The following is a 13,376-nucleotide window of genomic DNA, read 5'->3' as shown; positions in this document are numbered from 1 at the left end:
TCCTCCCCCGCTGGACTCGCCCGAGGCAATGATCCCCGAGCAGGTCGAGCGCCGCGAGGGACCCTCTGCCGCGAGAGTCCCTCGCGGCCCGGCGTCACGCTGGAGGGGCAAGGACGACGGCGGAGTTGTGCCCGCCCATCCCGAGTGACGACTTGACGGTCAACCCGTCTTCGACCGGGGTCCGGCCGTTCAGCAACTGCGGATGCCCGGGCGCGACGACCGGCGGTGCGGGGAGCACGCCCCGGTCGTAACCCAGCGCGGCCACCGCCGTCTCGACGGCCGACGCCGCACCCTGGCAGTGCCCGACCAGCGGCTTCACCGAGTAGATCCCGGTGTCGGCGCTGAAGAGCTCTTCCAGCATGGTGGCCTCCGCGTGGTCGCACTGTTTCGTGCCCGGACCGTGCGCGTTGAGGTAGCGCACGGCCGAGGCCGGCACGCCCGCGTTGCTCAGCGCGTCCCGGAAACAGCCGCGGACGTGGTCGAGGCCCATGTCGATCGACGTCACATGGTGCGCGTCGTGCGACATCGCGCCACCGAGCGTCCGCGCGTACGGCCGGTCCGCATTGCGGGACAGCACGAACGACACGGCGGCCTCGCCCATGCAGAACCCGCGGCTGCCCTCCTGGAACGGGCGGCACGCGTCGAGCGGTTCGGTGTCCGTGATCGCGACCCCGAGCCGCACGAAATGCAGCACGTTCTCCGGCACCAGCGACAGATCCGTCGCGACGAACACGACGTCGTCGACGATGCCGGCATCGAGCCAGGCCTTCGCGGTGAGCATCCCGGCGTTGCCGGACGCGCACATCGCCGACACGTTCATCGCGGGACCGTGGAAGCCGTACTCCTGCATGAACGTGGACATCGGCGTGGACGGCATCAGCGCCAGGTACTCGCGCGCCTTGACGCTGTGCCGCTCACGGTAGAGCTCACGCCAGAGATCGACCTCGCCCAGCACGACCGCGTGCAGCAGGCCCACCCTGCGACCGGGCCGCCAGCCGCGGACCTCGGCGTCGGCTATGGCTTCCCGCGCCGACGCCCGCATGGCACGCGCGAACCGGCCGCGCCCGTCCACCGGATTCCCGCCGTCGGGCACCTTCGCGACCCAGGCCATCTCGTCGCAATTCTCGCCGTAACCACCTTCCAAAGTGGCCGCCGACTTGCCCGAGAACAGGCCGTCCCAGAGCACTTCACGGCCCCAGCCATAAGCGGTGACCGCACCGATTCCGCAAATACCGATTTTTTGCGAGTTCATCACACTCGCCCCTTCTGTTCGTTACCTCTACGATCCGTTCGGAGCAGAACGGATCTCTTACGGCAACGACCAGCGACTTCACATCACTTGCCGTGGCAAGCTTGGAGCGACGGGAAGAGTGCATTCGCTCGATAGTCGTACCCCGAACGGAGTAACGACAGAGCTCGGCGAACTCGGCGGATCGGACGGACCATGGACGCAAACGCCAACGGCGCGGAGGGTCCCGCCACAATGCCGCTCGAACACGAGCAGGTCATCGACCTGGCACTCGCGGCCGGACGCGGCGTCGTGTGGTCCTTCGACCTGGCCACCGAAGAGCTGTCCTGGCGAGCCGGGCTCGACGAGCTGCTCGGCCTCCCCGGCGTGGGTGAATCCGAGGTGCGGGCCCGGCTGGCCGAGCTGATCAACCCGCTCGTGGTCACCGTCCGCAGTACCGACGTGTGGGACGACCTCGAGCTGGAGAAGTCCTACGAGACCGCCGACGGCGAGACGCGCTGGCTCAGGTTCACCGCCCGGCGCGCCGAGGGACACCTGGTCGGAATCGTGCTCAACGTCACCGACCGGCACGAAGACCGCCGCGAACTCGCCGATCTTGCCGACCGCTACCGGCTGCTGGTCGAGCTGAGCCCGGACATGATCGTCGTGCACCAGGACGGCGCGATCGTCTACGCCAACCCGGCCACCGTCCGGTTCGCGGGCGGGGAGGCGACGGCGCTGCTGGGCAAGCCGATCACCGACTACGTGGACACCCTGACGCAGGCGGAGATGTTCGCCCGGCTCAGCAAGCTGAGCACGCCCGGCGCCACGTCGGAACCGGCCGAGGCGGGCATAGTGCGCCCCGACGGCACGCGTTCGGTGATGGAGGTCGTCTCGGTCCGCACCACCTGGATGGGCCGCGCCGCGTTCCAGGTGATCATGCGCGACATCAGCGCGCAGAAGACCGCCGAAGCCGCGCTGCGGTACCAGGCCGCGCTCGTCCAGCACGTCAGCGACGCCCTCATCGCCACCGACGCCGAGGGCCGCGTGACCAGCTGGAACCCGGCAGCGGAGGCCATCTACGGGCTGCCCGCGGCGGGCGCGCTGGGCCGCAAGGTCGGCGAACTGGTCGGCGCACCGCTCGACCCGGCGGCGGTGTTCGCGGACGGCGGGGTGAGCCAGGAGACGCATCGCTCGGCCGACGGCGCCGGGCTGAGCGTCCGGGTCGCGGTGGCCAAGATGGACGACGGCTACGTCCTGGTCTGCGCCGACGAGACGGCGCGGCGGCGGGCGGAACGGCAGTACAGCACGGTGGTCGCGTCGCTCGACGAAGGCGTGCTGGTGATCAGCTCGGGCGGGCTCGTCGTCTCCGCGAACCCCGCGGCGGAACGGATCCTCGGCATCCCCGCGTCGACGATGATCGGCTCGTCCCCGCACCAATGGCCGATCTACGACGAATCCGGCCTGCAGGTGTCGCCGAGCGAGTACCCGTCGGCGCAGGTCCGCCGCACCGGGGTCGCGCAGCAGGGCCGGGTGGTGCGGGTGCTGCGCCGCGACGGGCGCAACGTGTGGCTGTCGTCGTCGTGCCGCGCGATGACGCCCGAGGACAACGACACGAGCGCGTTCGTGCTGTCCTTCACCGACATCACCGAGCGTCGGGCGATCGGCGAGCGCCTCGAGCACGACGCGACGCACGACCCGCTGACCAGCCTGGCGAACCGGACGCTGGTGCTCGACGAGCTGTCCGCGCGGCTGCACGGCCCGGACCGCACCTCGACCGCGGTGCTGTTCATCGACCTCGACAAGTTCAAGGTCATCAACGACTCCCTCGGGCACGCGGTCGGCGACCGGGTGCTCAAGATCGCCGGTGAGCGGCTGCGCCGGGCGGTGCGCGCCGACGACGTGGTGGGCAGGCTCGGCGGGGACGAGTTCGTCGTGATCGCGTCCGAGATGCAGGGCACCCCGGAGGTCAAGGCGCTCACCGAGCACCTGCGCGAATCGCTCACCCGGCCGATCTCGGTGGACGGCCGGAAGTTGCATGTGGACGCCAGCATCGGCATCGTGCTCGCCACGCGCGGGGATCCGCGCACCGCCGACGAGTTGCTGCGCGACGCGGATGTCGCGATGTACCAAGCGAAAACGCTCGGCCGGAGCCGGTACGAGTTCTTCGACGTGGAGCTGCGGCGCCGGATGCAGCGACGGCTGCGACTCGAACAGGACCTGCGCGACGCGGTGCGGCTCGGCAAGCTGTGGGCCGCTTACCAGCCAGTGGTCGATCTGCGCACGAACAAGATGGTCGCGGTCGAAGGCCTGCTGCGGTGGACGCATCCGGTGCACGGCGCGGTGCCCCCGACGGAGTTCATCCCGCTGGCCGAGGAAAGCGACCTCATCAACCAGCTCGGCTCGCACGTGCTGCGGGTGGCCACGGAGGAGCTGGCGGCACGGCGGGCGCAGGGGATCGACGTCGATCTCAAGATCAACCTGTCCACCCGGCAGCTCGACGACCCGACGTTGATCCCGGACGTGGAGCGCGCGCTGCGCGACAACGGCCTGCCGGCCAAGGCATTGTGCCTGGAGATCACGGAAAGTGCGCTGATGCGCGACTCCGCATTGGCCAGCGAAGCGCTGGCCGCGCTGCGTGAACTCGGGGTCCGGCTCGCGATCGACGACTTCGGCACCGGCTACTCGTCACTCGCCCAGTTGCAACGGCTCACTTTGGACACTCTGAAGATCGACCGGTCCTTCGTGATGCGGCTGGGCGAATCGGCTGATGCCGAGGCGATCGTGACGAGCATCATCGCGATGGCGCATGCCGTGCAGCTGACGGTGGTCGCGGAGGGCGTGGAGACCGAGGCACAGCTGAACCTGTTGCGAGAACTGGGTTGCGACCAGGCGCAGGGGTACTACCTCGGAAAACCCAAGCCCGCCAAGGAGTTGTGGAAGTAACGTGACTGGCGGCGCGGGTGACCGGAACGCCCCCTGCGCGTTCCGGTCACCCGAAACCACAGGGAAATATACAGGCGGGCAGGTATGTTCCCGCGACACCCGGGGGTCATGAGCGTCCGATCGCGTCCGCGGCCAGTTCCCCGATCTCGCCGCGCGTGACCGTCCACAGTGCGGTGGTCGTCCGCGTGCTGGAGACGAAGCTCATCAGGACGACGCCCCGGATCGCGGCGAGTGCGGTCAGCATCACCGAGGCGCCGCGCGGTCTGTTCAGGAAATCGGGGGCGACCTGGGTCAGGATCTCGCTCATGCCGGTGGTGAGCTCCTTGTTCAGGCGGTGCACGTGCCGGCGCAGCTCGGGATCGGTGCGGCTGCCCAGCCACAACTCGACGAGCGCGGTGAAGGTCGCGCCGTCGTGCAGCGCCCACAGCCGATCCACCAGCGCCATCACGGTTTCCACTTCGGTCGGACCGTGTGGCGGATCGGTGCGGAACTGGTCGATGATCCGTCCGGTGGCGTACTCGAGCCCGGCGACCACCAGTTCCGCCTTGGTCGCGAAATAGTGCGCCTGGGCGCCACGTGTCACACCGGCCCGCGCGGCGATCTGTGCCGCGGTGACATTCGAGTAGCCGAACTCGACCAGACACTCGACGGTCGCCTCCAGCAGCGCCGTGCGGGTGGCCGCCCGCCGCTCCGCCTGCGTGCGCCGCTTGCTGTGCCGCTGGTTACCGAGCCGGCCGTCAGCCACGGCGATCGGCCAAACGCGAGTCGGCCGCCGGCTGGTCGGCAGGCCTACTTCTGGTCGGCTTGGTAACGTCAGCCATTCGGTCACTTTATCGGTACCACGCAAGTCGAGATTTCCCCTGTGCCGCAATGATCATCATCGCTGCTCGGGCGATTCGCGGTTCGCCGTGAAAGCGCTTTCTGGGACCGTCCACTCGGTACCGTGCACGCCACGGAAAGTCGCACGGTAAGTGCTCGGCGAAACCCCCAGCGCGGCCTGGAAGTGCTGGCGCAGCGACGCGGCGGTACCGAAGCCCGCGTCCACCGCGATCCGGTCCACCGGCAGATCCGACTCCTCCAGCAGCTGGCGCGCCCGCTCGATGCGCCGCTGGGTGAGCCATTGCACCGGCGAGATGCCGACCTCCTCGCGGAACCGGCGGGTGAAGGTGCGCACGCTCATCGAGTCCTGCGCGGCCAGCTCCCGCAGGGATAATTGGCGATCGAGGTGCCGCAACGCCCACGCGCGTGCCTTGGTCGTGGAGGACGTGTGCGGTTCGGGCACCGGGCGGGAGATGAACTGCGCCTGCCCGCCCTCGCGATGCGGCGCGACGACGGTGCCGCGCGCGACCTCGTTCGCGACGGCGGCGCCGTGGTCGCGGCGGATCATGTGCAGGCACAGGTCCAGACCGGCCGCGACCCCGGCCGAGGTCAGCACGTCGCCGGAGTCGGTGTAGAGCACGTTCTCCTCGACGTCCACGGCCGGGTACAGCGCGCGCAGATCGCAGGCCGAGCGCCAGTGCGTGGTCGCGCGGCGGCCGTCGAGTATGCCGGCGGCCGCGAGCACGAACGCGCCGGTGCAGATGGACGCCATCCGGGTGCCGGGCCGGATGAGCGCGAACGCGCCGGCCAGCTGACCTTCGAGGCCACCGCCGGCTTGCGGCCCGTAGTCCTCGTCGGAGGAGAGCACGATCACCGTGTCGGCGTCGGCGAGCGCCTGCGGCCCGTGCTCGACGGTGATCGTGAAGTCGGCGTCCGTGCGCACCTCGCCAGGTACGAGCGCGCAGGTGACGACGTCGTAAAGCTGTTCACCTGCAGCCGAGCGGGCCTGGCCGAAGAGCCGATGCACGATGCCCAGCTCGATCGGCAGAACCCCGGTCCGGACGAGTGTCACGATGCGGTGCATGGCCCGATCCTTGCACAACATGACCTTCAGGCCACTGGTTGCGGGCTCAATCAGATCGCATCATCGAAGTCATGAAGGTTTTGTGGATCTATGCCCATCCGGAACCGCGGTCGCTCACCGGCTCGCTGCGCGATGAAGGGCTTCGCGCGCTGACCGAGCTCGGGCACCAGTACCGGCAGTCGGATCTGTACGCGATGCACTGGAACCCCGTCGTCGACCGCTCGGACTACGGGCTGGACGCGGCGTCCCGGCTGCTGGTGGCGGGTGAGTCCGAAGTGGCCTACGACTCGCGACGGCTCAGCCCGGACATCCTTGCGGAGCAAGAGAAAATCGAGTGGGCTGACGTGCTTGTGCTGCAGTTTCCGTTGTGGTGGTACGGAATGCCCGCAATCCTCAAGGGCTGGGTCGACCGCGTTTTCGTGAAAGGCTTCGGGTACGGGCTCACCCGCGACGACGGGCGTGTGCGGCGGTACGGCGAAGGAAAGCTCGCCGGCAAGCGCGGCCTGGCCGCGATCACCATCGGCGGCCGGCAGTCGACGTTCGGGCCCCGTGGTATCAATGGTGAGCTGGAGCAGGTGCTGTTTCCGTTGCTGCACGGTACTTTCTGGTACACCGGCCTGTCGGCGCTACCCCCGTTCGTCGTCCACGGCTCGGATCGCGCGGGTGCCCCGGAGTTCGAGCGTGCGGCGAAGGAGCTGCGGGCGCGCCTGGAGACGCTGGGAACCGATGAGCCGATCCCGTACCGACCCCAGAACGGCGGCGACTACGACGAGGACCTGGTACTGAAGCCGGAGTTTTCAGGCGGCCACACGGGGCTGGCGGTGCACAACCTGCGAACCTCACAGCCGGGGTGACAGGCGCCGAAGTCGGCGAGCCAGACAGCCAGACGACCCACCATCGCCCGCGATGGCGTTGTCGCCGACGACACGCGCCATCCCCACGGCCGCGCCTTCGAAATTCCGGGCCGTGACAGCAAAACCGGTGCTGTCGAGAGCCTTCGTGCAGCCTTCTTCGGGAGGACTCGGCCACCCACGTCCGCCCGCAGCTCCCGGTACTCGGAGACGCTCATGTTCGTCGCACGGCCTTCTCCGGTGGGTTGGCGGGCACGGTGTGCGCGGTCGCCGCGGCGGCTGCGGCGTAGTGGATGGCCTGCGGGCGCGGCGTTCGCCGGGCGACCAGTAGTCCGAGCAGGATGCCGACCGCGGAAAAGACCGCGAGTGCGATCGAAGACCGGGAGAACCCGGCCGCCAGCGCGGCCGCCTGGTCCGCGCCGCTCGCGACATGACTGGCGGTGACCGAGGCGTAGATGCCGGCAGCCACGGCGGTCAGCACAGCACCACCGACGTACCGGGCCATGTTGGAGATGCCCGACGCCGACCCCACCTCCTCCGGTGAGACCGCGGCGGTCGAGATGGACGAGGCCGGTCCGTTGGAGAGCCCGAGCCCGATGGCGATGGCGAGCAGTCCGGGCAGAAAAAGCACGTACGACCACGATTCCCGCACCGCGGCGAGGAACCCGAACCCGGCGGTCATGAGCACGAACCCGGTCACGATCACGGGCCTCGCACCCAGTTTGTGCGCCAGCGGGGTGACCGCCGGCGCGACCAGGACGACCACCGCGGCCACCGGCAGGCACGCGAGTCCCGCCACGAGACTGCTCATCCCGAACGTCGCCGGATCCTGGAAGTACAAGCTGATCAGCAACGACAACCCGGCGATCGCACCTGCCCCGATGAGGATCGCAAACGTGGAACCGACCAGGAGCACGTTCCGCAGCAGCCGCAGGTCCACGAGTGGAGCCGGGATCCGCCGCTCGACCGCGACGAACCCGAACGCCGCCAATACCGTGATGAGCAGGCACACCAGCGTGGGCGCGGAAAACCAGCCCCACTTGGAACCGTTTGTCATGGCGAAGACGAAAGGCGCCAGGATGGCCGCGATGAGCACAGTGCCGGCGAAGTCGATCGACCGTGGCCGATCCGGGTCGCGTGACTCCGGCACGGTGCGCAACACCCACGGGATACACGCGGCGGCGATCCCCGCGTCGATCCAGAACAGGCCCTGCCACCCGGTCGCTTCGTTGAGCACGCCACCGAGGACCGGTCCCGCGGCGGCTCCGCCGGCTGCGGCCGCACCCCACAACGACACCGATCGCATCTGCGCTGGGCCGCTCGTCACCGCGGAGAGCAGGCTCAGCCCCGACGCCAGGATCGCCGCCCCGGCCGCTCCCTGCACCACGCGGCCCGCGATGACCATCCAGCCCGACGAGGCGAAGGCGATGAGCACACACGAGGCGACGAACAGGATGAGCCCGTTGACGAACATCTTCCGCCGCCCGAACACGTCGCCAAGGGCTCCCGAGGTGACGATCGTGGCCGCCCCGACCAGCATGTAGCCGGTCACCGCCCACTGCAGCACCTCGACCGAGGCACCGAGGTCCGCGCCGATCGAGGGGAGCAGGATGCTCACGGCCGAGGTGTTGGCGTTGACCACGAACGTCGACAAGCAGGCCGTTCCCAAAACGCCGCCGGCCTTCGTCTTGGTGCTGTCCATCGCGGGATAACAGCACGACACGACGTGCCGTGCCGTCATCAGATTCAGGTGAAGTCGGGCGACGCCCGTAGCGCCGATGTCAGGATCACCCGGTGACCGAACCCTCACCGCTCGTCGAATGGCTGGCCCTGACCATCGACTGCCCGGACCCCAACGCCCTCGCCGACTTCTACGCGACCGCACTCGGTGGCGAGGTCTACCGACGAACTGGTGAGTCAGCCTTCGTGCGGACTCCAGGACTTGCTTTCGTCTTCCGAGCAGTGCCGAACCACCGGCCTACGACCTGGCCATCGCCCGAAGTCCCGCTGCACTCCCACCTCGAACTCGTCGTGGAAGACCCGGACGCGGCGGCACAACAGATGCAGCGACTCGGCGCCCGCATGGCGTCACACCAAGACCCCGACGACCCCCACTACGTGGTCATGCTCGACCCCGCCGACCACCCGTTCTGCCTCATCCGCAGCAGCAAAGCACGACGTCCCTAGAGCCCCCGAGCGCTGAGGGTCGCGGCGGTGGGCCGGAGGCCGTCCATCAGGAGGTTCAGCAGGCGGCTTGCCTTGGCTTCGTGCTCGGGCCGGGGGGCCACGGTGAAGATGCCGATGAGGGAGGCGGCGATGTCTTCGGCGGTGATGTCGGAGCGGAGGTCGCCCGCCGCGCGGCTGGCGTCGAGGATCGTGGTGATGGCCGCCAGTAGCTCGGCCCGGGTCTGTGCATGGGCGATCTCGCCCGACTCGATCATCGCGAGCAGCGTGTCGAGCATGCCGTTCTTGGTCGCGATCCAGTCCCCGAACAAGTCCATCCAGCGCCGCATCGCCGCAGCCGGGGGCAATTGGCCGAGCAGCTCGCGGGCGCCGGTCGTCAGCCGCGCGACCTGGTCGCGGTAGACCGCGTCGACCAGCGACTCGCGGGTCGGGAAGTGCCGGTAGAGCGTGGCGATGCCGACCCCGGCCTCGCGGGCGATCGCACGCATCGACGGCTCAGCGTCAGCCGACCCGAACACGCGGGTCGCCACCGCGAGCAACTGGTCGCGGTTACGGGTCGCGTCCGCCCGTGGCGCGCGCATCTCCGCCTCAACCAAAACGGATCACGCTCCGGTTGTGTTACGATCATCCATGTAAACGGAGCGTAGTCCGTTTCAATGCGGGGAGGCAGGCGTACATGCAGGAACAGAGCGATCAACCGCCGGCAGGCAGGAGCAGGGCGGTCCGGCTCGATTCATTCGGCGGCCCCGAAGTCCTGGACGTCCGGGAGGTTCCCGCTCCGCAGGCCGGCCCGGGACAGGTCCGGGTGCGGGTCACCGCGGCCGGTCTGAACCCGATGGACTGGATCATGACCGCCGACGCGGACACCGCCGCCCGGTTCGGCTTGAGCCTCCCGGCCGGTTTCGGGACCGACTACGCGGGCGTGGTTGACCAGGTTGGTGCCGGGGTGACCGGCTTCGCGCCGGGCGACCGGGTGTTCGGGGGCGCCCTGTCCCGCGCGGTCGCCGACTTCGTGGTGATCGACCCGGCCGAGGGGATCGCGGCGAGCGAGGCCCATCACACCCCCGACGGCGTCGACGACCGCACCGCCGCCACCCTCGCGATCGCCGGCCGCACGGCATCCGCCGCCCTCGCCGTGGTCGATCCCGGCCCGGACGACACGGTGCTGATCGGCGGCGCGGCGGGCGGGGTCGGGGTGTTCGCCGTCCAGCTGGCCCGGATCGCGGGAGCGCGCGTGATCGGAACGGGATCGGCGACATCGGCGGATTTCCTGCGCGATCTCGGAGCCGAGCCGGTCGTCTACGGCGACGGTCTGGCCGACCGGGTCCGCGCCCTCGCTCCCGGCGGTGTCACCGCCGCCATCGACCTGCACGGGGTGGAGACAGTGCACGCCGCAAGGGAACTCGGTGTCCCGGATGGACGCATCTGCACCATCGCCACGCAAGTCGACGGCGTGTCGACGGCCAACGGCGCGAACGCCGCTCCCGGGGCCTTGGAAGAGGTCGCCCGCCTGGTCGCGGCCGGCCAACTCCACGTGCCCATCGCGGCCAGCTTCCCGGTCGAGCAGATCCGCCGCGCAGCCGAACTCCAAGCCGGCCGGCACGTGCACGGCAAGGTCGTCATCGACCTCTAGAACAAGGCCGTCGCGACCTTCCGCTTTCACCCCGCGTGCCTGCCCCATCCCGCTATGAAGTTGGGGTGGCCTACATACGGTTCCAGAGCGCCGAGCCCAACCCCGACGGACGACACCCCGGAGTCTTTGGACTGATCAACGGTCTGAGCCGGGCCGGGAAGCTGGCCCCGGACCAAGAAGAGTTCCGCCGGGTGAACAACGCTTGGTACGAAGCCAACTTCACCAACCCCTCCACGATCGACCCGAGCGTCTACGACCACGCGCTGAACCCAGGGGCAACCGCCTGGTTCAAGGACTCCGCCCAGCTGTACATCGACCGAATCGAGGGCTACCTCGACGTACTCCGAGCTCACGGAATCCAGTGCGACCGACTCGTCTCGCGTCATCCGCCAGGCATCGTCATCTACGAGGATGAACACCAAATCGTCGTGGTCGCTCCCCATGCTTCACGACGATGGTCTTCGGCAACACCAGACGAAAACCCACCCTGACCTGCATCGGAGCGGCTTTGTGAGGCAGTGGCCAGGGCCGGGGTCGAACCGGCGACGTCCCGAACAGGACTGACAAGCACGAGTCCATCGAGGTCGACTTCCTCGTTGGCTGCGCACAGCGGCGTGTCGGTCTCCTCTAGTGAGCTGAGCGCTAGCCAGGGGGCGTAGAAAGCCGAAGCGAAAGTACTCGCAGCCTGATCGGAAATACTATTCTGCATAGCGATCACCACGGGAACGACCTCAAGAGCGGCGGGCAAGCGCGCCGCCCGCCACGTTGACGGCTACTTGCCCACCCGATATCGCCGGAGCCGCATCGCCAGGTCGAGGCAAGCGAGCGACTCCGTATCGAACTCTCGGCGGTTGTGCTCCTTGCCGCGCTCGCGGTACCACACGGCCCACTTCCGACCCGCCGGGCCGATCATCACCACGTCGTCTACCAGCCTGCCGTCATCGCGGACCGGCCGAAGATCAAGCTCGTACGCATCGGCGGGCACGCCCCACCGGTCGAGCAAACGGCTCAGCGCTTCCCGATCACGAACGTAGTCTGGCCCCGGCATGCGCTCCATCCTGCTATCCCTTGCCTCCGGCCACCATCGTCCTGAACCCAGCCCCGGCGGCCGCGCGTTGCGAGGGGTCCCCTTCCTGCGTGATCGTCTTACGCCGTGCCGACCGCATCAAGGGCGCCTGCGGCGTCGCTGCGCGATGAGGTGCGCTCACCCTTGACCCAGCCGACCCGTCGCAAAGCGCGGCAGGGGCAAGGGGACGGCGGAGGCCTGGAACTCGTCGCGGCAGTCCGCGCCGTCGTGCAACCCACGTGCAACAAGGGACCGCGATCAGCGGTCAATCAAGGTCAACGCCGGACAGGACCGTGATCGCCCCAAACATGAAAAAAGCCGCCTTGACCTGCGTCAAAGCGGCTTTCTGAGGGGTGGCCAGGGCCGGGGTCGAACCGGCGACCTTCCGCTTTTCAGGCGGACGCTCATACCAACTGAGCTACCTGGCCGGAAACGCCGGCTACGTGCCAGACGTGGCGACCCTGACGGGACTCGAACCCGCGACCTTCGCCGTGACAGGGCGACGCGCTAACCAACTGCGCCACAGGGCCTTGCTGTACTGCGTACTCCCAACGGGATTCGAACCCGCGTTGCCGCCTTGAAAGGGCGGAGTCCTAGGCCACTGGACGATGGGAGCCCGGTCGGTTTCGGCGAACCGACCGACCGCGCTCTCAGGTCCCCCCGGGAGCGATTACAAGCATAGGCCACGCCCCGAACCGTCTCCAACCCGGTATCCCCAAAGCACGTAAAGGCTTACCTAGCTGGGAAAACGCCGCCGAACAGGCCACACGGACGCGGTCACGACGCCACCACGTCCAACGCACGCAGCAAGGTCAGCAGCTCCACGCGCTCGTCAGCACTCAGCGTCGCCCCGAGGAGCTCTGCCATGCGTTCGTCCGTCAGGGCTTGGGCGCGGCGCCAGCGCTCCGAGGCATCCGGACGGGCGCGGGCGATCAGCTCATCGGCCGCTTCGGGGGACCAGGCCGTCCGCAGCAACCGTGCGCGGCCGCCTTCCGGGTCGACGACCACGGCCTCCCCGACGGTCACGCCAACAGCGCGCAGCGCGGCGAAATGGACACCACCGCGATACTCGCGCAGCACCATCAGCGCGAAACCCAGCCGCGCCAACGGATCAGCGGGCGGCGCGACTCGGCGCCAGCCGGCGAACAGGGCCAGCCCGCTGCCGTCCGCGCCATCGATCACCGTTTGGAGCAACGCGGTCAAACGCTCCGCATCGCCGACGCCCGCGAAGTGGTTCTTCGACCAACGGGACAGCGCTTCCACATACGCCTCGACGGCCCGGCCGGACGGCACCGCGGCCGTCGCGGGGAGCAGGTAGTCGAACAGCCAGGCCGGGAAGATGCCGAACAGATCAGCCACGACACCGGGCGGCGGATCGCCGAGCACGGCCGACCTGCCGCGCAGGTACAGCGACTTCTCCGGCAGCCCGACCTCCTGCTCGACCTCGGCCAGCTCCGGCGAGGTCATGAACTTGCCGCCCCACACCTGCGTGATCGGCCGGATCTCCCGGGCCATCTCAGTCGTCATGCGCAAAATATAACACTGTTACGAAACGCGGACAAGAA

General features: G+C 68.8%; 12 protein-coding genes and 3 tRNA genes. 5 read left to right on the top strand and 10 right to left on the bottom strand.

Features of this window, described 5'->3' with window-relative positions:
* Positions 1-94: 94 nt before the first annotated feature.
* Entirely contained in the window at positions 95-1,252 is a 1,158-nt protein-coding gene (locus tag LOZ83_RS12710) for a beta-ketoacyl synthase N-terminal-like domain-containing protein (protein ID WP_236790654.1), read from the bottom strand.
* A gap of 192 nt (positions 1,253-1,444) precedes the next feature.
* Between LOZ83_RS12710 and LOZ83_RS12705 the strand changes: the two genes are divergently transcribed.
* Entirely contained in the window at positions 1,445-4,174 is a 2,730-nt protein-coding gene (locus tag LOZ83_RS12705) for an EAL domain-containing protein (RefSeq protein WP_236790653.1), read from the top strand.
* A 106-nt stretch (positions 4,175-4,280) separates the two neighbouring features.
* Here the strand turns inward: LOZ83_RS12705 and LOZ83_RS12700 are convergent, their stop codons facing one another.
* Together LOZ83_RS12700 and LOZ83_RS12695 are read right to left on the bottom strand one after the other, a co-directional pair.
* On the bottom strand, positions 4,281-4,919 hold the full coding sequence (locus tag LOZ83_RS12700; RefSeq protein WP_236790652.1) for a TetR/AcrR family transcriptional regulator: 639 nt from the start codon (positions 4,917-4,919) through the stop codon (positions 4,281-4,283).
* 132 nt (positions 4,920-5,051) lie between these two features.
* A complete protein-coding gene (locus tag LOZ83_RS12695) occupies positions 5,052-6,077 on the bottom strand; it encodes a GlxA family transcriptional regulator (RefSeq protein ID WP_236790651.1) in 1,026 nt (341 codons plus the stop codon).
* Between the two features lie 71 nt (positions 6,078-6,148).
* On the opposite strand from LOZ83_RS12695, the gene LOZ83_RS12690 reads away from it, so the two are divergent.
* Complete coding sequence (locus tag LOZ83_RS12690; protein ID WP_236790650.1) at positions 6,149-6,931, top strand: NAD(P)H-dependent oxidoreductase; 783 nt, start codon at positions 6,149-6,151, stop codon at positions 6,929-6,931.
* Positions 6,932-7,142: 211 nt separating this feature from the next.
* Here the strand turns inward: LOZ83_RS12690 and LOZ83_RS12685 are convergent, their stop codons facing one another.
* Positions 7,143-8,669, bottom strand: coding sequence for an MFS transporter (locus LOZ83_RS12685; protein ID WP_236790649.1), 1,527 nt, complete (start codon positions 8,667-8,669; stop codon positions 7,143-7,145).
* Between the two features lie 53 nt (positions 8,670-8,722).
* Between LOZ83_RS12685 and LOZ83_RS12680 the strand changes: the two genes are divergently transcribed.
* Positions 8,723-9,115, top strand: coding sequence for a VOC family protein (locus tag LOZ83_RS12680; protein WP_236790648.1), 393 nt, complete (start codon positions 8,723-8,725; stop codon positions 9,113-9,115).
* Here the strand turns inward: LOZ83_RS12680 and LOZ83_RS12675 are convergent.
* The gene (locus tag LOZ83_RS12675) at positions 9,112-9,708 is read right to left on the bottom strand and encodes a TetR/AcrR family transcriptional regulator (RefSeq protein WP_236790647.1); all 597 of its coding nucleotides are present in this window, start codon (positions 9,706-9,708) and stop codon (positions 9,112-9,114) included. The genes LOZ83_RS12680 and LOZ83_RS12675 overlap by 4 nt on opposite strands.
* Positions 9,709-9,788: 80 nt before the next feature.
* On the opposite strand from LOZ83_RS12675, the gene LOZ83_RS12670 reads away from it, so the two are divergent.
* Both LOZ83_RS12670 and LOZ83_RS12665 read left to right on the top strand, forming a co-directional pair.
* The gene (locus LOZ83_RS12670; protein WP_236790646.1) at positions 9,789-10,745 is read left to right on the top strand and encodes an NADP-dependent oxidoreductase; all 957 of its coding nucleotides are present in this window, start codon (positions 9,789-9,791) and stop codon (positions 10,743-10,745) included.
* 65 nt (positions 10,746-10,810) lie between these two features.
* A complete protein-coding gene (locus LOZ83_RS12665) occupies positions 10,811-11,236 on the top strand; it encodes a hypothetical protein (protein WP_236790645.1) in 426 nt (141 codons plus the stop codon).
* A 281-nt stretch (positions 11,237-11,517) separates the two neighbouring features.
* Here LOZ83_RS12665 and LOZ83_RS12660 read toward each other — a convergent pair whose 3' ends face one another.
* The 5 genes from LOZ83_RS12660 to LOZ83_RS12640 form a co-directional block, all read right to left on the bottom strand.
* Positions 11,518-11,802, bottom strand: a complete 285-nt coding sequence (locus tag LOZ83_RS12660; protein ID WP_236790644.1) for a hypothetical protein — start codon at positions 11,800-11,802, stop codon at positions 11,518-11,520.
* A gap of 363 nt (positions 11,803-12,165) precedes the next feature.
* Positions 12,166-12,239: transfer RNA gene (locus tag LOZ83_RS12655), tRNA-Phe, on the bottom strand.
* A 25-nt stretch (positions 12,240-12,264) separates the two neighbouring features.
* Positions 12,265-12,341: transfer RNA gene (locus LOZ83_RS12650), tRNA-Asp, on the bottom strand.
* Positions 12,342-12,354: 13 nt separating this feature from the next.
* A tRNA-Glu gene (locus tag LOZ83_RS12645) sits at positions 12,355-12,427 on the bottom strand.
* A gap of 161 nt (positions 12,428-12,588) precedes the next feature.
* On the bottom strand, positions 12,589-13,338 hold the full coding sequence (locus LOZ83_RS12640) for a hypothetical protein (protein ID WP_236790643.1): 750 nt from the start codon (positions 13,336-13,338) through the stop codon (positions 12,589-12,591).
* Positions 13,339-13,376: the final 38 nt, after the last annotated feature.

This window comes from Amycolatopsis sp. GM8, from assembly GCF_021653975.1.
Taxonomy (GTDB): domain Bacteria; phylum Actinomycetota; class Actinomycetes; order Mycobacteriales; family Pseudonocardiaceae; genus Amycolatopsis_E.
Note: the sequence above shows the minus strand (reverse complement) of the source record. Positions and strands in the feature narration are given on the sequence as shown.